20 protein-coding genes are annotated in these 18,854 nt (G+C 69.9%); 13 read left to right on the forward strand and 7 right to left on the reverse strand.

The window, feature by feature from the left end; translation table 11 throughout:
* Window positions 1-228 precede the first annotated feature (228 nt).
* Entirely contained in the window at window positions 229-1,254 is a 1,026-nt protein-coding gene (locus tag ACZ5Z2_RS16470; RefSeq protein WP_464759647.1) for an NAD(P)H-dependent glycerol-3-phosphate dehydrogenase, read from the reverse strand.
* 8 nt (window positions 1,255-1,262) lie between these two features.
* A complete protein-coding gene (gene secB, locus ACZ5Z2_RS16475; RefSeq protein WP_464759648.1) occupies window positions 1,263-1,775 on the reverse strand; it encodes a protein-export chaperone SecB in 513 nt (170 codons plus the stop codon).
* A gap of 280 nt (window positions 1,776-2,055) precedes the next feature.
* Between secB and rpmB the strand changes: the two genes are divergently transcribed.
* The 4 genes from rpmB to ACZ5Z2_RS16495 all read left to right on the forward strand — a co-directional run bounded on the left by rpmB (window position 2,056) and on the right by ACZ5Z2_RS16495 (window position 3,568).
* Entirely contained in the window at window positions 2,056-2,292 is a 237-nt protein-coding gene (gene rpmB / locus ACZ5Z2_RS16480) for a 50S ribosomal protein L28 (protein WP_192107688.1), read from the forward strand.
* An 11-nt stretch (window positions 2,293-2,303) separates the two neighbouring features.
* Window positions 2,304-2,471 (forward strand): 50S ribosomal protein L33, encoded by a 168-nt coding sequence (gene rpmG, locus ACZ5Z2_RS16485; RefSeq protein WP_181303365.1) that lies wholly within the window; start codon window positions 2,304-2,306, stop codon window positions 2,469-2,471.
* 145 nt (window positions 2,472-2,616) lie between these two features.
* Window positions 2,617-3,165, forward strand: a complete 549-nt coding sequence (locus tag ACZ5Z2_RS16490; RefSeq protein WP_464759649.1) for a DUF4166 domain-containing protein — start codon at window positions 2,617-2,619, stop codon at window positions 3,163-3,165.
* Complete coding sequence (locus ACZ5Z2_RS16495; protein ID WP_464761732.1) at window positions 3,131-3,568, forward strand: thiol-disulfide oxidoreductase DCC family protein; 438 nt, start codon at window positions 3,131-3,133, stop codon at window positions 3,566-3,568. The genes ACZ5Z2_RS16490 and ACZ5Z2_RS16495 overlap by 35 nt, the downstream gene beginning before the upstream one ends.
* Here ACZ5Z2_RS16495 and ACZ5Z2_RS16500 read toward each other — a convergent pair.
* Window positions 3,565-4,677 carry a saccharopine dehydrogenase family protein gene (locus ACZ5Z2_RS16500; RefSeq protein WP_464759650.1) on the reverse strand — a complete coding sequence of 371 codons (1,113 nt, stop codon included), beginning with the start codon at window positions 4,675-4,677 and terminating at the stop codon, window positions 3,565-3,567. The two genes, ACZ5Z2_RS16495 and ACZ5Z2_RS16500, sit on opposite strands and share 4 nt — an antisense overlap.
* Before the next feature lie 137 nt (window positions 4,678-4,814).
* Here ACZ5Z2_RS16500 and ACZ5Z2_RS16505 point away from each other — a divergent pair, with 137 nt between their 5' ends.
* A complete protein-coding gene (locus ACZ5Z2_RS16505; RefSeq protein ID WP_464759651.1) occupies window positions 4,815-5,342 on the forward strand; it encodes a DUF3016 domain-containing protein in 528 nt (175 codons plus the stop codon).
* A gap of 73 nt (window positions 5,343-5,415) precedes the next feature.
* Here the strand turns inward: ACZ5Z2_RS16505 and ACZ5Z2_RS16510 are convergent, their stop codons facing one another.
* Entirely contained in the window at window positions 5,416-6,606 is a 1,191-nt protein-coding gene (locus ACZ5Z2_RS16510) for a DesA family fatty acid desaturase (protein WP_464759652.1), read from the reverse strand.
* Window positions 6,607-6,757: 151 nt separating this feature from the next.
* On the opposite strand from ACZ5Z2_RS16510, the gene ACZ5Z2_RS16515 reads away from it, so the two are divergent.
* The 6 genes from ACZ5Z2_RS16515 to ACZ5Z2_RS16540 all read left to right on the forward strand — a co-directional run bounded on the left by ACZ5Z2_RS16515 (window position 6,758) and on the right by ACZ5Z2_RS16540 (window position 12,090).
* Complete coding sequence (locus ACZ5Z2_RS16515) at window positions 6,758-7,519, forward strand: ABC transporter ATP-binding protein (protein ID WP_464759653.1); 762 nt, start codon at window positions 6,758-6,760, stop codon at window positions 7,517-7,519.
* The gene (locus ACZ5Z2_RS16520; RefSeq protein ID WP_464759654.1) at window positions 7,516-8,271 is read left to right on the forward strand and encodes an ABC transporter permease; all 756 of its coding nucleotides are present in this window, start codon (window positions 7,516-7,518) and stop codon (window positions 8,269-8,271) included. Before ACZ5Z2_RS16515 ends, ACZ5Z2_RS16520 begins: the two co-directional genes overlap by 4 nt.
* Window positions 8,271-9,623, forward strand: coding sequence for a GldG family protein (locus ACZ5Z2_RS16525; RefSeq protein ID WP_464759655.1), 1,353 nt, complete (start codon window positions 8,271-8,273; stop codon window positions 9,621-9,623). The genes ACZ5Z2_RS16520 and ACZ5Z2_RS16525 overlap by 1 nt, the downstream gene beginning before the upstream one ends.
* Window positions 9,620-10,111 (forward strand): hypothetical protein, encoded by a 492-nt coding sequence (locus tag ACZ5Z2_RS16530; protein ID WP_464759656.1) that lies wholly within the window; start codon window positions 9,620-9,622, stop codon window positions 10,109-10,111. Before ACZ5Z2_RS16525 ends, ACZ5Z2_RS16530 begins: the two co-directional genes overlap by 4 nt.
* Window positions 10,111-10,938: a bifunctional DNA-formamidopyrimidine glycosylase/DNA-(apurinic or apyrimidinic site) lyase gene (gene mutM, locus ACZ5Z2_RS16535; RefSeq protein ID WP_464759657.1), complete on the forward strand. Its 828-nt coding sequence runs from the start codon at window positions 10,111-10,113 to the stop codon at window positions 10,936-10,938. Before ACZ5Z2_RS16530 ends, mutM begins: the two co-directional genes overlap by 1 nt.
* Before the next feature lie 552 nt (window positions 10,939-11,490).
* A complete protein-coding gene (locus ACZ5Z2_RS16540; RefSeq protein ID WP_464759658.1) occupies window positions 11,491-12,090 on the forward strand; it encodes a nitroreductase family protein in 600 nt (199 codons plus the stop codon).
* 74 nt (window positions 12,091-12,164) lie between these two features.
* Here ACZ5Z2_RS16540 and ACZ5Z2_RS16545 read toward each other — a convergent pair whose 3' ends face one another.
* The 3 genes from ACZ5Z2_RS16545 to ACZ5Z2_RS16555 form a co-directional block, all read right to left on the reverse strand.
* The gene (locus tag ACZ5Z2_RS16545; protein WP_464759660.1) at window positions 12,165-12,944 is read right to left on the reverse strand and encodes a hypothetical protein; all 780 of its coding nucleotides are present in this window, start codon (window positions 12,942-12,944) and stop codon (window positions 12,165-12,167) included.
* A gap of 127 nt (window positions 12,945-13,071) precedes the next feature.
* Complete coding sequence (locus ACZ5Z2_RS16550; RefSeq protein ID WP_464759661.1) at window positions 13,072-13,704, reverse strand: thymidine kinase; 633 nt, start codon at window positions 13,702-13,704, stop codon at window positions 13,072-13,074.
* Between the two features lie 18 nt (window positions 13,705-13,722).
* Window positions 13,723-15,066 carry an NAD(P)/FAD-dependent oxidoreductase gene (locus ACZ5Z2_RS16555; protein WP_464759662.1) on the reverse strand — a complete coding sequence of 448 codons (1,344 nt, stop codon included), beginning with the start codon at window positions 15,064-15,066 and terminating at the stop codon, window positions 13,723-13,725.
* Between the two features lie 112 nt (window positions 15,067-15,178).
* Here ACZ5Z2_RS16555 and ACZ5Z2_RS16560 point away from each other — a divergent pair, with 112 nt between their 5' ends.
* The gene (locus ACZ5Z2_RS16560) at window positions 15,179-17,158 is read left to right on the forward strand and encodes a UvrD-helicase domain-containing protein (RefSeq protein WP_464759664.1); all 1,980 of its coding nucleotides are present in this window, start codon (window positions 15,179-15,181) and stop codon (window positions 17,156-17,158) included.
* Window positions 17,159-17,238: 80 nt separating this feature from the next.
* Window positions 17,239-18,813 (forward strand): tetratricopeptide repeat-containing sulfotransferase family protein, encoded by a 1,575-nt coding sequence (locus tag ACZ5Z2_RS16565; protein WP_464759665.1) that lies wholly within the window; start codon window positions 17,239-17,241, stop codon window positions 18,811-18,813.
* Window positions 18,814-18,854: the final 41 nt, after the last annotated feature.

Here is an 18,854-nt window from a genome sequence, read left to right on the forward strand (position 1 = left end):
CGATGACTCGGCGCGTCGGGCAGATACGGACTTGCCCGTCATTCCGGCGCGGGCCGGACAAGCGCGAAGCGCGTAGAACGCCCGCAGGGTGGCCTCAAAGGGACGAGTGCAGCGAGTCATCCGGAGCGGCATGGCTTGAACGAGCGTGCTCGCCACTGGATTCCGGACTGCGCCGGAATGACGGGCACAAGCGACCGCACACGAGGTTGCGCACCTGCGGGTGAAGATTCAGGCGTTGCCGAACAGGCCGTGCGGGTATTCGGGCTTCTGCTCGCGCGCCATCAGCATCTTCAGGCCTTCGGCAGGCGTGACTTCGCCGTGCAGCACCGCGCGCACGCTGGCGCTGATCGGCAGGTCCAGCGCGTGCTGGTCGGCCAGCCGCGCCACCTCGTCGGCGGCGAGCACGCTCTCCACCACCTGGCCGATCTGGCGCACCGCCTCGTCGATGGCGATGCCCTTGCCCAGCGCCAGGCCCAGCCGGCGGTTGCGCGAGAGGTCACCGGTGCAGGTGAGTACCAGGTCGCCGAGGCCGGACAGGCCGATCAGCGTCTCCGGCCGCGCACCCAGCGCCACGCCCAGGCGCAGCATCTCGTTCATGCCGCGCGTGATCAGGCCGGCGCGGGCATTGAGGCCCAGCGCCATGCCGTCGGCGATGCCGGTGGCCACGGCCAGCACGTTCTTCATCGCGCCGCCGAGTTCCGCGCCCAGCATGTCGCCGCCGGTGTAGGCACGCAGGTTGGGCGCGTGCAGCAGATTGGCGACGCGCTGCGCGCAGGCGGCGTCTTCCGAATGCACGGTGACCGCGCTGGGCAGGCCGGCCGCCACTTCCTTGGCGAACGAGGGGCCGGTGATCACCGCCGCCGGATGACCCGGCAGGCGCTGCGCCACCAGCTCGTGCAGCAGGCGCCCGGTGCCCGGCTCGAAGCCCTTGGTGGCCCAAGCCAGCGTGGCGCCGGGCGCCAGCAGCGGCGCCACGTCGTCCAGCATCGCGGCGAAGGCGTGGCTGGGCACCACCAGCAGCACCACGTCGGCGCCCTGCACGGCGGTGGCCAGATCGGGCTCGTAGCCCAGCGCCGCCGGCAGCTCGATGCCCGGCAGGTAGCGCTGGTTGCAACGCGCGGCGGCCATCGCCGCCAGCGCGTCCGGATCGCGGCCCCACAGCCGCGTGGGCACGCCGTTGCGCGCCGTCAGCGCGGCCAGCGCGGTGCCCCAGGAACCGGCACCGAGTACCGCCAGGGTGGGATGTTGCGTCATGCGCGGGCTCAGCTGTTGAGCTGGGCCGGTGCGTCGCCGCCGGTGGCCATGCGGCGCATCTGCTCGGCGTACAGCGCGTCGAAGTTGATCGGCTGCAGCAGGAACGGCGGGAAGCCGCCTTCCAGCACCATCGAGGAGATCACCTGGCGCGCGTACGGGAACAGTAGGTTGGGGCAGTAGCTGCCGATCACGCCGGCCAGCTCGTCGGCGCCGAAGCCGGCGATGCCGAACAGGCCGGCCTGCTCCACCTCGGCCAGGTAGGCGGTGCGCTCGCCCAGCGTGCAGGTGAGCGTGACGCTGAGCACCACTTCGTACAGGTCGTTGCCCAGATCCATGGCCTTGTGGCCGAGGTTCAGCTGCACCTGCGGCGTGGCCTGCTCGGGCTCGCCGTTGAACTCCTGGAAGATCTGCGGCGCGCCCGGCACCTCGAAGGACACGTCCTTCACGTAGATCTTCTGCAGCACCAGCTGCGGCGGGTTGCCCTGCGCGCTGGCCTGGCCGTTGGTGGCGACTTCTGCCATGGGAATCCTCGGTCTGTCTGGCGTCAAAAGAGGCCGATTGTTTCATACCTGCCGGCCGCATGCACCCGCGGCCGGCCCGGCGGATTGCGCACGGGCCTGTTTTTGCTGGATAATGCGCGGCTCATCACCGCCGACCCGACCCGTTCGGGGAGTCCGCCACGCGATGCGGGCCTCACGGCGAAGCAAGCGCAACACCCTCCAGCATCGCGTGGCGCCTGGCGCCGCTGGGCCGATGTCGCCCTGGCCAACGGGCGGTCAACAGAACATTACGGAGCTCATCATGGCCCGCATTTGCCAAGTCACCAAGAAGGGTGTGCAGACCGGCAACAACGTCTCGCACGCGAACAACAAGACCCGCCGTCGCTGGCTGCCGAACCTGCACGAGCGTCGCTTCTGGGTCGCCAGCGAGAACCGCTGGGTCAAGCTGCGCGTTTCCAACCACGCGCTGCGCACCATCGACAAGAAGGGCATCGAGGCCGTGATCGCCGAGCTGCGTGCCCGCGGTGAGAAGGTCTAAGGAGAACAGTCATGGCTAAGGGTGCAAACGACAAGATCCGCCTGATTTCTTCGGCCGGTACCGGCCACTTCTACACCACGCAGAAGAACAAGAAGAACACGCCGGAAAAGTTCGAGTTCAAGAAGTACGATCCGGTCGTGCGCAAGCACGTGATCTACAAGGAAGGCAAGATCAAGTGACGCAACGGCGCGTTCGCGCACCGCGCGAACGCCTCTGCCGTTGCGTCATCCCGGCGAAAGCCGGGATCCAGTGAGGTACTCGAAAACCCGCCGCAAGGCGGGTTTTTTCTTGCCCCATCCAACCACCCCAACGAAGATGGCTCCCATGCCATCGAGCACCGCCCTGTTCCGCACGTTGCTTGCCCCAGCCGACTGGTCGCAACTCGCCCCCGCCGTGCAACACATGCACGCCGAAGGCCACGCGATCCACGCCACCGGCCAAGCCGACGTCGCCGGCGCAACCCACCTCCCCGCCCGCCTGCTGCGCCGCCTGCTCTCCCTGCCCGAACCCGGCCCCGCGCAACCCATCACGGTCACCATCGAACGCCACCCCACCCACGAATGCTGGAGCCGCCAGTTCCTCCGCGGCCGCATGTGCTCCACGCTGCGCGCGGGCAACGATGGCCTGCTGCGCGAACGCCTCGGCCCCGCGACCCTGCGCTTCGCCCTGCGCCGCGACGGCGACGCCATCGATTGGCAACTGCGAGGCGTGCGCCTGCTCGGCCTGCCGCTGCCGCGCGCCCTCTGCGGCAGGGTGCTGTCGCGCAGCGGCGTGCGCGACGGGCGCTACGCCTTCGACATCGACGTGCGCCTGCCGCTGCTCGGCCGGCTCGTCGCCTATCGCGGCTGGCTGGAGATCGACCGTGTCGCCTGAGGACGACCATCCCGTCATCGTGTTCGACGGCGTATGCGTGCTGTGCAGCCGCTGGGTGGATTTCATCCTGCGCCACGACCGCGCCGGCCGCTTCCGGCTGGCAGCCATGCAGGGGCAACACGGCCGCGCCCTGCTGATCGCGCATGGGTTATCGCCGGACGACCCGGTGTCGTTCCTGCTGGTCGAGCAAGGACAGGGCTACGGCGACACGGACGCCATCGCCCACGTGCTGGGTCAGTTGGGCGGGCCGTGGCGCGCGGCCAGCGCGATGCTGCGCGCGATCCCGCGCCGCCTGCGCGACCCCGCCTACCGCTGGATCGCCCGCCACCGCTACCGCCTGTTCGGCCGCCGCGCGCAATGCCGCCTGCCCGAGCCGGAACAGGCATGGCGCTTCATCGACTAAAGCGGCATCGTCTCCACGCCGGTGCGCAACGCGAAGCCGTCGAAGCCTTCGACGATCTGTTCCAGCGTGAGCAGGCCCATGCACGGCATGGCGCCCTTGGCGTCCACCAGGCCGTCCGCCCACCGGCGCGCGAGCACGATCGCCGGAGTCACCGGCACCTGCGGGCCGTCGCCCGCGTCGGCATCCAGCCACCAGCACAGATGCAGGGACCGGCCCTGCCTGTCGGTGCCGCGCAATTCCACCGCCATGCCGCCCACGTCCGAGCCGAAGCGCACGAACCACTCGCTCATGCGCCGCAGCGCGGGCGCGTGGCGCGCGAGGTCGCGGATCAGGCCCAGCCGCACCAGCACGCCCATGCCCCAGGTGGCCCATTGCAGCAGCGGCAGTTCGAGGCCCGCGCGGAACACCACCGAGCGCGCCTGCGGATAACGCGCGGGGAACAGTTCCAGATCCGGCACGTCGCAGACGCCCACGCGGCGACGGCCGAACGGGAACCATTGCCGCCGGCTGTCCATCCAGCCACGGGCCGACTCCCAGCGACCGTTGCGCCAGAGGCGGATCGGGCGCCCGCAATAGCCGAGGATGGACGCCACCGTGGCGTCGCCGCGCGGCGTGCGGTTGCCGGGGTTGATCGCGTGCTCGATGGAATCCAGCGAACCGAACCCCGGCAACAGCGCATCGACCGCCGCCGAGCTCAGCGCCGGCACGCTGGACGCGCCGCTGACCAGCAGCCGGCCCGCGGCACGCGCGCGTTCGTCGAGCCGCGAAAAGCCGCCGACGAAATCGCGGCCGTCGGCGAGGTCGACGTAGTCGCTGCCGATCTCCATGCACGTTTCGGCGACGCGGTAGTCCTGGCCCTGGAACGGGCCGGCGGCATGGATCACCAGTTGCGGTTCCAGCGCGGCCAGCGCCGCCGGAAAATCCGCGCCCGCCGTATCCAGCGCATGGATGCGCACGCGCGCATCGCCGATGGCCGCGCGCAGGGCCGCCAGCGGCGCCTCGCGGCGCCCCGCCAGCAGCAGCTCGAAGCGTTCGTCGTGCGCCAGCCGCGCCGCGATGCGCGAACCGAACACGCCGGTCGCGCCAAGCACCACCACCCGCCGCGCCATCCCGTCCATCCTTGCCGATACACGATGAACCGAGCTTGCCATGCGACGCCCGCCGGGGGAAACCGCGTGCACCGCGAAGCCGCTGCCGCGTTATCGTGGACATCCGGGCGACATCGCCCTCGCCGGAGGAAACTGCCATGAACCGCCGCATCATCCAGCACGTGCTGCTCGCCGCCCTGGCCTTGCTCGGGACGTCCGCGATGGCCACAAGCGCAACGCCGACGCCCACCAACGTCACCGTCACCTACGATCATCCCGAAAAGTTCACCGAGGCGCAGAAGATCCGTCCGTTGTCGCCGCGGGTCGGCGACGACGACTACCTGAAAGTCCTGAAGGCCTACATGGAGAAGCGCGCCGGCAAGATATTGCCGCCCGGCGAGCGCCTGGCCATCGTGGTCACCGACATCGACCGCGCCGGCAACTTCGAGCCGTGGCGCCCCTACCCGATGCGCGACGTGCGCATCATCAAGGACATCTACCCGCCGCGCATCGACCTGCGCTTCCAGCTGTTCGACGCCGACGGCAAAGTGATCCGCGAAGGCGCGCGCAAGCTGCGCGACCCGGCCTTCCTCTCCGACAGCGGTTACCCCGGCAACACCGACAGCCTGCGCTACGAGAAGGCCCTGCTCGACCGCTGGCTGCGCAAGGGGCCGGACAAGCTCTGAACCCGTGCCGGCTCGATACCAACGAAAAGCCCGCCGGATGGCGGGCTTTTCGTTGGCGCAGCGCGACGGCGAATCAGGCGGCGACCGCGTAGCCCTTGAGCCGCGCGGCAAAGTCCTGCAGCGCGCGGATGCCGCTCTGCTCGGCCTCGACGATCCACTGCTGCAGGCCCTTGAGCGCCTGTTCGGCGCCACGCTGCTCCATCAGGGCGGCGAGGCGGCTGCGGAAGTCGCACACGGTGCTCAGGGTCGGGCGCCTGGCCAGCACGGCCTGCAGCTTGCCGCTGGCGTCGCTGTCCAGCCAGCGGCCGCCGTCGGCCAGCGCGCGGCGCAGGCGGCGCGGCACGGCCTTGATGTTCTCGCCGGCCTGCGCGGCTTCCTCGCGCAGCGTGGGCACGATCACGTTGCGGTAGTAGTCGGTCATCGCCAGGAAGCGATGGGTGAGCAGGGCCTTCAGCGTCTCGGCATCGGGCAGCGGCACGTTGGGGCGCACGTCCAGCGTGGGCGCCACGCGCAGCACCTTGGCCAGCCCCATGGCGCGGAAGGCGCAGATCGCGGCCCAGCCGATGTCGAACTCCCACTTGCGCAGCGCGAACTTGGCCGAGCTGGGGAAGGCGTGGTGGTTGTTGTGCAGCTCCTCGCCGCCGATCCAGAAGCCCCAGGGGATCAGGTTGCGCGAGGTGTCGGCGCTCTCGAAATTGCGGTAGCCGGCCCAGTGGCCGACGCCGTTGACGAAGCCGGCGGCCCAGAACGGGATCCACACCATCTGCACCGCCCAGATCGCCGCGCCGATCACGCCGAACAGCGCGAGGTCGATGATCAGCATCAGCGCCGGCCCCCAATACGGGTGCGCGCCGTAGACCTTGTGCTCCACCCAGTCGTCCGGCGTGCCGCGGCCGTACTGCTGCATGTCTTCCTTCGAGGCGCAGGCGTCGCGGTACAGCGACACGCCGTCCCAGAACACCTTCTTGATGCCGAAGATCACCGGGCTGTGCGGGTCTTCCTCGGTCTCCACCTTGGCGTGGTGCTTGCGGTGCACCGCCACCCACTCGCGGGTGACCATGCCGGTGCTGAGCCAGCCCCAGAAGCGGAAGAAGTGCGCCAGCACCGGGTGGAAATCCACGCCGCGATGGGTCTGGCTGCGGTGCAGGTACAGCGTCACCGTGAAGATGGTGAGCTGGGTGACCACCAGCAGGTAGACCAGCATGCCGACCCAGCCGGCATGGGCAAGGCCGCTGGACAGGAAGTTCAGCACGGTATCGGACATCGGAGGGGACTCGGGTGGATGTGGGGGCAGTCTAGGCGGGGTTTGCCATACCCGCCAGCATGTTACGTGGCCGCGGTTTGCACTTTCGTTAAGGCCGATACTTGACCGCGGCAGGTTGTGCTGAAGATGGGGCCGCATCGACAATCGCGCAATGACCTCCGTCAACTCCGCCGCACCCGCCCTGCTGCAACTCGACCACGTCGCCCGCCGCCGCGCCGGCCGCGCCGCCGTGCAGGATCTGAACCTGGAGCTGGCGCCCGGCCAGGTGCTGGGCCTGCTCGGCGTCAACGGCGCGGGCAAGTCCACCACGCTGGCGATGATCGCCGGCGCATTGCGCCCGGACAGCGGCGCGATCCGCCTGGACGGCGAGGATTTCCTGGAGCGCCCGGAACTGGCGCGGCGCCTGGTCGGCTGGCTGCCCGAACGCGCACCGGTGTGGCCCGAACTCACCGTGGCCGAGCACCTGGACGCCCACGGCCGCCTGCGCGGCCTGCGCGCTGCCGAACTGCGCGCGGCGCACGAAGCCGTCGTCGAGCGGCTGGAACTGCAACCGCTGGCGCGCCGGCTGGCGGGCACGCTCTCGCAGGGCCAGCGCCAGCGCCTGGGCCTGGCCTGCGCGCTGCTGCACCGTCCCGCGCTGCTGGTGCTGGACGAGCCGGCCAACGCGCTCGACCCGGTGCAAGTGGGCTCGCTGCGCAAGCTGATCCGCGAACAGGCCGCCGCGGGCACCGCCGTGATCCTGTCCACCCACGTGCTGGTCGAAGTCACCGCGGTATGCGACCGCGTGGCGATCCTGCACGAGGGCCGCCTGCATCACGACGGCCCGGTGCGTGCTGACGACCACGCCGCGCTGGAGCGCCGCTTCTTCGAGATCGCCATGCAGGGCGCCAATCCGGCGGCGCGCGCCGCATGACGCTCCGCGCGATGTTCCGCCTCGAAGTGCGCCGCCTGCGCGTGCAGCCGCTGGCCTGGGTGCTGCTGGCGCTGAGCCTGGCCTGGCTGGGCTGGTGCTTCACCCGCCTGCTGGGCGATTTCCTCGCCAGCGAGATCAAGCTCGCCGCGCAGCCGGACGGCCCCGGCTACGTGGATCTGGTGGCCGTGCCGCTGCTGGGCCAGATGGCGCAACTGGCCTTCCTGGTGGTGCCGCTGCTCGCCATGTCCACGCTGGCCGGCGAGCGCCGCCACGGCACGCTGCCGCTGCTGTTCGCCGCCGGCGTGCCCGCCTCGCGCATCGTGCTCGGCAAGTACCTCGCCCTGCTGCTGTGGCTGCTGCTGTGGCTGGCGCTGGTGCTGGCGATGCCGCTCTCGCTGGCGCACGCCACCACGCCGGACTGGGGCAAGCTGGCCGCCGCCACGCTGGGCGTCGCCCTGATGCTGGCCGCGCTGGCCGCGCTGACCGTGGCGGCCTCCGCCTTCACCGCGCATCCGGCGATCGCCGCCGTGCTCGGCCTGCTGGTCGGCCTGGGCCTGTGGACGGTGAACCTCGGTGCGCAGGTGGCCGGCGTCAACGGCGGCGCCATCAACTGGCTGGCGATGAGCACGCACGAGCAGGATCTGCTGCGCGGCCTCGTCTCCACCGCGGACATCCTGTGGTTCGTGCTGCTGATCGCGGTGTGCCTCGCGCTGGCCACGCGCCGGCTCGCCGCCGACAAGGAGCGCGGCTGATGAAACTCTCCAGACGTCTGGACGGCTGGCTGTTCGCCCTGCTGCTGCTGGCCGGCGCGGGTGCGCTCGGGTTCCTCGGCACGCGCTACGCGCACGTTGCCGACTGGACGGCGAACGGTCGGCTGAGCCTGTCGCCGCGCAGCCGCGCCGTGCTGGCGCAGCTGCATGGCCCGGTGGAGATCGTCAGCTACGCCAGCCCGCAGGGCGACCTGCGCGCGCAGGTGGCCGGCTTCCTGCAGCGTTACCGGCAGGCCAAGCCCGACCTCACGTTGCGCTTCGTCGATCCGCAGCAGGATCCGGCGCAGATGCGCGAACTGGGCATTTCCGTCAACGGCGAGCTGATCCTGCATTACCACGGCCACCAGCAGCAGCTGACGGAACTCTCCGAAGGCAGCGTGACGAACGCGCTGCAACGGCTGATCCGCGGCAACGACCGCATCGTGGCCTTCGTCACCGGCGACGGCGAACGCCTGCCGTCGGGCCAGGGCGACGCGGACATGGGCACGCTGATGGGCCAGCTCGCGCAGAGCGGCCTGCGCGCGGTGCCGCTGAATTTCGCGCAAGCCGCCGCGGTGCCGCAGGGCACCGACCTGGTGGTGCTGGCCAGCCCCACATCCGCCCTGCCCGCGGGTGCGGCGCAGGCGCTGGTGGACTACGTGCAGGACGGCGGCAACCTGTTGTGGCTGCGCGACCCCGCCAACGGCGACCTCGGCCTCAAAGCCCTGGCCGACGCGCTGGGCGTGCAGGTGCTGCCCGGCGTGCTGGTGGACGGCGCGGGCAGCGCGCTGGGCCTGGACGACCCCCGCCTGCTGGCGGTGGCGCAGTACCCGGCCAATCCGATCACGCTGGGCTTCCAGCTCGCCACGCGCTTCCCGCAGGTGGCCGCGCTGGCGCGCACCGGCGCGGGCGGCTGGACGGCCACGCCGCTGCTGCGCTCCAGCGCGCAGAGCTGGACGGAATTCCACGCCATCGACAACGCGCACCCCTCGGCGATCCGCTACGACGCCGCGGCCGGCGAGTTCAAGGGGCCGCTGGACTTCGGCTTTGCGCTGGCGCGGCTCTCGCCCAGCCCCGACAAGCGCGAGCAGCGCGCGGTGGTGGTCGGCGACGGCGACTTCCTTTCCAACGCCTACCTCGGCCAGGGCGGCAACCGCGCGCTGGGCGAACGCATCTTCAACTGGCTGCTGGGCGACGACGCGCTCGTCAACCTGCCGCGCGAGGGCGTGCCCGACCGCGTGCTGCGCATCGGCCAGGGCGAGCTCAACGCCGTCACCATCGGCTTCATGGCGGGGCTGCCGCTGCTGCTGCTCATCGTCGGCGGCCTGATCGCGTGGCGCCGCCGCCGCGCATGAAGCGCGCCGCGCGTTCGCGCCTGCTGATGCTGCTCGGCGTCACCGCGCTGGTCGCGCTGGCGCTGTGGCAACGGCAACGCGACGAACGCCATGCGCCGGGCCGGCTGCTCGCGCTCGACCCGGCCGCGATCGCGCAGGTGACGCTGCAGCTTGGCGACGCGCCCGCCGCGCATTACGCCAAGCGCGGCGGCCACTGGTGGCGCGACGACGGCCAGCGCGCCGACGACCGCTACCTCGACTCGCTCGCCGCCACCGCCGCCGCACCCGTGCTGCAGTGGCGCGCCGCCGGCGACTTCGACGCCGCGAAGATCGGCCTCGCCCCGCCGCAGGCCGTGCTCACCCTGGACGGCCAACGGCTCGCCTTCGGCGCGATGTCCGCCACCGGCCCGCAGTGCTACGTGCAGGCGGGTGGGCGCGTGGCGCTGGTGTCGTTGCGCTTCATGCCGCAGGCGCCGCAGCAGAAACAGCAAGACGCCGGGTTGCACTGATGCCCGAATTGCCCGAAGTCGAAACCACCCGCCGCGGCATCGCCCCGCACGTGGTCGGCCGGCGCGTGACGACGGTGACGCTGCGCCGCCCCGACCTGCGCTGGCCGATCCCGCGCGAGGTGGCCGAGCTGCTGCCCGGCCAGCGCATCGACTCGGTGGAGCGCCGCGCGAAATACCTGCTGCTGCACACGCAGGCGGGCAGCGCGCTGCTGCACCTGGGCATGAGCGGCATGCTGCGCGTGCTGCCGCCCGATGCGCCGCTCGGCCCGCACGACCACGTGGACATCGCGCTGGAGCGCGGCGCGCACGCGGGCCCGCGCGTGCTGCGCTTCACCGATCCGCGCCGCTTCGGCTGCCTGCTCTGGCAGGCGCCCGGCACGACCCACGAACTGCTGGCGAAGCTGGGGCCGGAACCGCTCACCGACGCCTTCGACGGCGACCTGCTGTGGCACACGTCGCGCGGCCGCAGCGCGGCCGTGAAGGTATTCCTGATGGACAACGCGGTAGTGGTGGGCGTGGGCAACATCTACGCCAGCGAGGCGCTGTTCGCCGCCGGCATCGATCCGCGCCGCGAAGCCGGCGGCGTGTCGCGCGCCCGCTACGCGCGGCTCGCCGCCGAAGTGAAGCGCATCCTCGCCTATGCGATCGAACGCGGCGGCACCACGCTGCGCGACTTCCTCGCCCCCGACGGCGCGCCCGGCTATTTCTTCCGCGAGCTGATGGTGTACGGCCGCGCGGGCGAGCCGTGCAAGGTCTGCGGCACGCCGATCCGGCAGGCGGTGCTGGGCCAGCGCTCCACGTTCTGGTGCCCGCGCTGCCAGCGTTGATCGGGCAGGGATGGTCTGGTTATTCGGCCGCCTGCCCGTCATCCCAGCGAAAGCTCACTGCTGTCCGGAATAATCTGGGGACGGTGTCGAAGGATGAAGGCCCGCGCCGCTTGCACGAAGCATTGCGAGAAGGCGACTTCATTTCCGATAACGACCACCTATCCAGACTGTCATCCCGGCGAAGGCCGGGATCCAGTAGCGACCATGTTCGCTCAGGCCGCACGGCTACTGGATTCCGGCCTGCGCCGGAATGACGAGAAAGACCGCGGCCACGAATGTTCAAAATTATTCCGGACAGTAGTGAGCGAAAGCTGGGATCCAGCGTCTGCAAGTCATGAACACATAGGCACTGGATTCCTGCCTTCGCAGGAATGACGAGCAAAATCAGAGTCTCCCCAGCGTTTCCCGAAGGAAACGGTGTAACCACGGATTGCCGGCTACCGGCAGCGGCGCGACGCGCCCAACATATCCGCCATCCCGAACACATACGCATACGACCGGAACGCCCAGGCGTTCCGCGGGTTCGGCTTTTCCTTTTACGGAGCTACCGCCATGAGCAACGCCGTGATCGAACACCTCAAGAAGCGCCGCACCCAGTACGCGCTGGGCCGCAACGTGAACATGGACAAGGACGCCCTGAACAGCCTCATCCAGCAGGCCATTAAGCACACGCCGTCCTCGTTCAACTCGCAGAGCTCGCGCGCGGTGATCCTGTTCGGCGAGCAGAGCGTGAAGTTCTGGACGCTGGCCAAGGAAGCGCTGGCGAAGATCGTGCCGGCCGAGGCGTTCGCGCAGACCGCCGCCAAGCTGGACAGCTTCGCGGCCGGCGCGGGCACCGTGCTGTTCTACGAGGATCAGGACGTGGTGAAGGGCCTGCAGGAGAAATTCGCGCTGTATGCGGACAACTTCCCGGTATGGTCGGAGCAGTCGGGCGGCATGGCGCAGTTCGCGGTGTGGCTGGCGCTCACCGACGCCGGCCTCGGCGCCAGCCTGCAGCACTACAACCCGCTGGTGGACGAGGCCGCCCGCGCGGCGTGGAACGTGCCGGCGTCGTGGAAGCTGCGCGCGCAGATGCCGTTCGGTTCGCACGAGAATGGCTTCGGCGAGAAAGCCTTCATGGACGACGCGCAGCGCTTCATCGTCGCGGGCTGAGTCTAGCGCGACGCGCATGCGAAGAGGGCGGCCGCTGGCCGCCCTCTTCGCATGCGCGCGGGCGGCAACGCCGCTCAGACCGGCCAGCGGAATTCCACGTGCCGGTTGTTGAACTCCGGATCGTCCAGGCTGCCGCCCGGCTGCGCCACCAGCGCCTGCGGCATGCCTTCCACTTCCAGCGCCTGTCCCGCCGCGAAGCGGGTGCCCAGCGCCTGCATCTCCACCAGCTTCTCGCACAGCGCGCCGGCGCGATCCAGCTCGTGCGCCGGGATCTGGCGGAAGCTGAGGTCGGGGCGGCCGAACTTGCGCATGCCGCGCGTATGCACCCACGAGCGGCCATCGGCGCCGGGTTCGTCGCTGCGCAGGATCAGCACGTGGTTGCGCGGCGGCGCGCCGCCCGGCACCAGGTAGCGCGCGCGCCACGCCTCGGCGTCGAACAGGCCTATGATCTGCGGGTCGAGGATCGCGCGCCCGCCGATGTCGAGCAGGGCGGCCAGCACGCCCAGCGTGTCGCGCAGGTAGTCGAGGCCGGGGCCGTCCTTCAGCTGGCCGCGCACCACCAGCGCGTCGGGCGCGATGCGCGCCTGCTCGTAGGCTTCGGGCGCCTCGTCGCGCAGGATCTCGCCCAGCGTGCCGTTGAGCGGGTAGCCCTCCCACTTGCGCAGTTCCAGGTTCTGGAAGCGCTTGAGATCCACGCCCGCGGGCAGGCCGGGGCTGCCGTAGCGCTGCGCCGGGATCACCAGTTCGTGCGGGTCGAACTTGCCGAACACGAAGAACTGCAGCAGGGCGTCCTCGTCGGCGCCGGGCTGCCAGTAGGGGCGGGGCCACTCGGGGGCTGGATGGGGTTCGCTCATGGGTGTGCCTGCGTGATGGCGGGTGGACAAGGGTATTGGGCCCGTCATTCCTGCGCAGGCAGGAATCCAGTGTCTTTGCGCTTCGCAGGCACTGGATCCCGGCCTGCGCCGGGATGACGAGCTGGGTTCAGGGCCGCTCGCCCAGCGGCAGCACGCTCTGCTGCAACTCGATGCGGCCATGGCCTTCGGTGATCTTCTTGAACTCGGCGCGGCTCACCGAGACATAGCGGTCGTTGCCGCCGATCTCAACCTGCGGCCCGTCGGTGACCGCACGACCCTGCCCGTCCACGCGCACCACCATGGTGGCCTTGCTGCCCGAGTGGCAGATGGTCTTGATCTCCTGCAGCTCGTCGGCCCAGGCCAGCAGGTAGCGGCTGCCCTCGAACAGTTCGCCGCGGAAGTCGGTGCGCAGGCCGTAGGCCAGCACCGGAACGCGCAGCCGATCCACCACGTCGCTGAGCTGCCACACCTGTGCGCGGGTGAGGAACTGCGCCTCGTCCACGAACACGCAGTCGAGCGTGCCGTGCGCGGCGATGTCGGCCTCGACCAGGGCGAACAGGTTCTCGGCGCCGCCGAAGCGCCGCGCGTTCGCCTTCAGGCCGATGCGCGAGGCCACCACGCCTTCGCCGTGGCGCGTGTCCAGCGCCGGCGTGAGGATCAGCGTGCGCATGCCACGCTCGTGATAGTTGTACGCGCTCTGCAGCAGCGTGGTGGTCTTGCCGGCATTCATCGCCGAGTAATAGAAATAGAGCTTGGCCATGGCGATGATGGTACCGCGTCAGGCCTCGTCCACCGGCAGGGTGCCGCCGGTGAACCGGCTTTTCGCCTGCGCCAGCCGCAGGCGCCTCTCGGCCAGCCAGCCGCGACGGTCGCGCAGCACGCAGGTCAGGTAGATCAGGCGGAACACCTGCAGGCGCCACCACACGGCGAAGTTGTCGAACACGTCGCCGGCCAGCATCGAGGTGACGCCCTGCTCCAGCTTCCACTTGCGGCTGGGATTGCGGAACAGCCACTGCATCGCCGGGCCGTTGAAGCGGTAGATGAAGAACGAGAACCGGCGCATGCCCTTGCGCTGGCGCTTCTCCAGCGCGCGCAGCAGGCGCATCTCGCGGTGCGGCTCGCGCAAGGCTTGGCCGATCATCGCGGCCGCCTGTTCGGCCCCGCTCATCGCGAGGTACACGCCGGAGGAGAACACCGGGTCGAGGAAGGCGAACGCATCGCCCACCAGCACCCAGCCCGGGCCGCCCATGCAGGTGGAGTCGTACGCGTAGTTGCCGGTGGCATGCGTGCGCCCGTCGATCAGCACGGCGTGTTCCATCCGCTGCGCCAGCGCGGGGTTGGCGCGCAGCGTCGCCATCAGGAAATCCGTCGCCGCGCCCTTGCGCTGCTTGAGGTATTCCGGCCGGCACACCGCGCCCACGCTGGTCACGCCGTCGGGCAGCGGGATCACCCACATCCAGCCATGCGCGAAGCTGTAGATGCTGATGTTGCCCGCGTCGCCGCCCTCGCGCCGCTGCACGTGGCGGAAGTGGCCGAAGATCGCCGCGCTCTGGTGCTGGCGGTTCTTGCGCTTGAGCTTCCTGCGCCCGGAGAGGAAGGTGTCGCGGCCGCTGGCGTCGACCACGTAGCGCGCCCGCACGCGGTAGGCGCGGCCATCGTCGCCGCGCACGTCCAGCCACGTCTCGCGCGCATCCACCTGCTCCACGCCGAGCACCTCGTGTCCTTCGCGCGCGTCCGCGCCGGCTTGGCGTGCATGCTCGAACAGCATCTTGTCGAAGTCCTGCCGCCACACCTGGAAGGCGTGCGGCGGGCTCTGCCCCACCACCTCGCTGAACGCGTAGGTGTTGTAGCCGCGCGCGTTGTCCGCCTCGAAATCGGCACCGGCCTTGTATACGCCCAGCGCGCGCACCTTCTCCAGCACGCCCAGCCGCTCCATCACCGGCAGGTTCATCGGCAGCAGCGATTCGCCGATGTGGAAGCGCGGGTGATGCTCCTTCTCCAGCACGATCACCTTGTGGCCCTGCCGCGCCAGCAGCGTCGCCGCGGTGCTGCCGGCGGGGCCGCCGCCGATCACCGCCACGTCGCACGATTCGTTGCCCGCCGCGTCCTGTCGATCCGTCATGCCGCTTCCCGTGTCGTCGCCCATGGCGATCCATCCCGTCGATTATGGCCGGGCCGGGCGCGCCTGTGCGCTCTGTTACCATCGACCACCGCCTCATGCATCGCCTCGCTCCATGCTCAACCCGCAACAACAGGCCGCCGTCGAACACTGCGACACGCCGCTGCTGGTGCTCGCCGGCGCCGGCTCGGGCAAGACCAGCGTCATCACGCAGAAGATCGCGCACCTGATCGGGCGGCGCAAACTGGCGGCGTCGAGGATCGCCGCGATCACCTTCACCAACAAAGCCGCGCGCGAGATGCGCGAGCGCGTGGGCAAGCTGGTGTCCAGCGAGGACGCCGCCGCGCTCACCGTGTGCACCTTCCACGCGCTGGGGCTGAAGTTCCTGCAGATCGAGCACGCGCGCGCCGGCCTGCGCCGCGGCTTCTCGGTGCTGGACGCGGACGACAGCGAGGGCATCGTCAAGGAGCTGGCCCCGAAGGGCGCCAAGCCCGACGTGCTGTTCAACCTGCGCAACCTGCTCGGCCGCGCCAAGAACGCCGGCCTCTCGCCGGAAGAGGCGCTGGCCGCCGCGCGCAGCCCGCGCGAGCTGGAGGCGGCGACCATCTACGAGATGTACCAGGCGCGCCTCGCCGCCTTCAACGCGGTGGATTTCGACGACCTGATCCGCCTGCCGCTGCGCATCCTGGAATCGGATGACGAATGCCGCGCCGCCTGGCGTGAGCGCCTGCGCTACCTGCTGGTGGACGAATACCAGGACACCAACGATGCGCAGTACCGCCTGCTGAAGGCGCTGACCGGCGAGCGCGGCGGCATCACCTGCGTGGGCGACGACGACCAGAGCATCTACGCCTGGCGCGGCGCCAACCCCGAGAACATCGACCAGCTCGGCCGCGACTGGCCCAACCTGCGCGTGATCAAGCTGGAGCAGAACTACCGCTGCGGCAAGCGCATCCTGCGCGCGGCCAACGCGCTGATCGCCAACAACCCGCACGCACACGAAAAGAAGCTGTGGAGCGAGCACCCGGAGGGTGCACCGATCCGCGTGCTGGAATGCAAGGAAGCCGAGCACGAGGCCGAGAAGGTGGCCTCGCTCGCCGCCACGCTGGCGGAGAAACACAAGGCGCGCTGGCACGACATCGCCATCCTCTACCGCGGCAACTTCCAGGCGCGGCCGCTGGAGAAGGCGCTGCGGCTGGCGCGCATCCCCTACCACCTCACCGGCGCCCTGAGCTTCCTCGACCGCGCCGAGGTGAAGGATCTGCTCTGCTACCTGCGCCTGCTCACCAACCCGAACGACGACGCCGCCTTCCTGCGCGTGGTGAACGTGCCGAAGCGCGAGATCGGTTCCACCACGCTGGAAAAACTGGGCCAGCTCGCGCAGTCCAGGCATTGCTCGCTGCTGGAGGCCACGCGCAGCGACGGCGTGCTGCGCCAGCTCACGCCGCGCCCCGCCGCCGCGCTGGCGGCGTTCTCCGACCTGCTGGACGAGCTGCGCAGCGCGTCGCTGCACGAGAGCGCGGCGGATCTGGTCGAACGCATCCTCAAGCGCACCGGCTACGCGGCGCAGCTCGCCGCCAACACGCCCGATGTGAGCGTGCGCGAACGCAAGCTCGGCAACCTGCGCGAACTCACCGACTGGTTCCGTGCCATGCAGAAGGGCGACAGCGCCGGCAACCTTGCCGCCCAGCTCGCCCTGCTCAGCCACGCCGACCGCGACGATCCCGGCAACGCGGTGCGCATGATGACACTGCATGCGGCCAAGGGCCTGGAGTTCCGCTTCGTCTTCATCGTCGGCTGCGAGGACGGCACGCTGCCGCACGACGGCGCCATCGACGAGGGCCGCATCGACGAGGAACGCCGCCTGATGTACGTGGGCATCACCCGCGCCAAGGAGCTGCTCACCCTGTCCTGGTCGGCCAAGACCAAGCGCTACGGCGAAGTGCACAGCAACCAGCCCAGCCGCTTCCTGCACGAGCTGCCGCAGGCCGACCTGCACTGGCAGGGCAAGGATCCCGAGGCGGACAAGGAAGCGGTGCGCGAAACCGCCGAATCGCACATGGCACGGATCAAGGCGATGCTCGCTGGCGCGTAGTTGACGCGCGGACGCGGGCCTTTCATTGTTCGGAAAGCGACCGGTAGCCTCCCTGCCCCGCCGGCGCCAAGGGGATTGCCGTGATCGACTCGACCCGGGCCTTCAGCAAGCTCGTCGCCGCCTTCAACCAGAGCGACTGGCCGCGCGTGCAGCAGCGCGCCGCCCAATTGCTCATCGTCGCGCCGGACGACGCACGCGTGCATTTCATGAACGGCGTGGCCTGCATGGAGATGCAGCAGATGCCAAAGGCGCTGGAACACCTGCTGAAAGCCACCCACCTGGAGCCGCGCCGTGCCGACTACGTGGCGCAATACGCCTGCGCGCTGGCGCTGGTGCGCCGGTTCCGCGAGGCGCGGCTGGTCGCGGATCGCGCGATGACGCTGTCGCCGGACAAAGCCCACACCCTGAGCACGCTGGGTTCGGTCTACCAGCAGGCCAATGCCCTGATGCAATCGGCCAACGCGTTCCGCCGCGCCGCGGCGCTGACGCCCGAGCGCGCACCCTCCCACCTCAACCTCGCCTACGCGCTGAATGCGCTGGGCGACGTCGAAGGCGCCGAGCAGGCGCTGGAAACCAGCATCCGACTGGAGCCGCACCTCTGGCACGCGCATCTCCTGCTCGCCCAGTTGAAACAACAGACCACCGAACACAACCACGTCGCGCGCATGCGCGACCTGCTGCAGCGCCATGGCCACGAACCCGGTGCGGAACTGCTGCTCAACATCGCGCTGGGCAAGGAATGCGACGACCTCGGCGACTACCCGCAGGCGTTCGAGCACTACACGCGCGGCAAGGACGCCGGCCGACGCATGCGGCCCTACACGTTCGCGCGCGACGAAGCGATGTTCGAGGCGCTGCTGCGCGCCTTCCCGTCCGCCGAGGCCGAACCCACGGCGGCAGGCGACTCCACGCACGAACCGATCTTCATCGTCGGCATGCCGCGCAGCGGCGCCCTGCTGCTCGATCGCATGCTATCCAGCCACCCCGACGTGCGCTCCGCCGGCGAACTGCAGAATTTCCCCGGCCTGCTGCAGCGGGCCTCAGGCTGCCCCAGCGCCTTGCTGGGCGAAACCGACATCGCCGCGCACACCCGCCACATCGACTGGCGGCAACTCGGCGCGGCCTACCTCGCCAGCACGCGGCCGGCGACCGGTGAAACGCCGCACTTCATCGACAGGCTGCCGCTCAACTTCCTCTACGCCGGCTTCATCGCCCGCGCGCTGCCAAACGCGAAGATCGTCTGCCTGCGCCGCGACCCGCTGGACACCTGCATCGGCAACTTCCGCCACCTGTTCGACCAGGGATCGAGCTTCTACGACTACTCCTTCGACCTCGACGACATCGGCCGCTACTTCATCCAGTTCGACCGCCTGATGGCGCACTGGCACAAGCTGTTCCCCGGCCGCATCCACGAGGTTCGTTACGAGCCGCTGGTGCAGAACACCGAAGCCACCACGCGCGAACTGCTGGACTTCTGCAGGCTGCCTTGGAACGACGCTTGCCTGCGTGCCGCGGATACCGCCGCCACGCCGGCCAGCACCGCCGCCCATCGCCTTCCTATCGGCCACTGGCACAACTACGAGCCCCAACTGCGCGATTTGCGTTGGCGGCTCATCGCCGCGGGCACGGTGTGCCGGCCTGAATCATCCCACTGACACATACCGGCACGCCGGAGACGAATTGAAGGGTTCGACGG

The sequence above is a fragment of the Rhodanobacter sp. G1 genome (assembly GCF_055397855.1).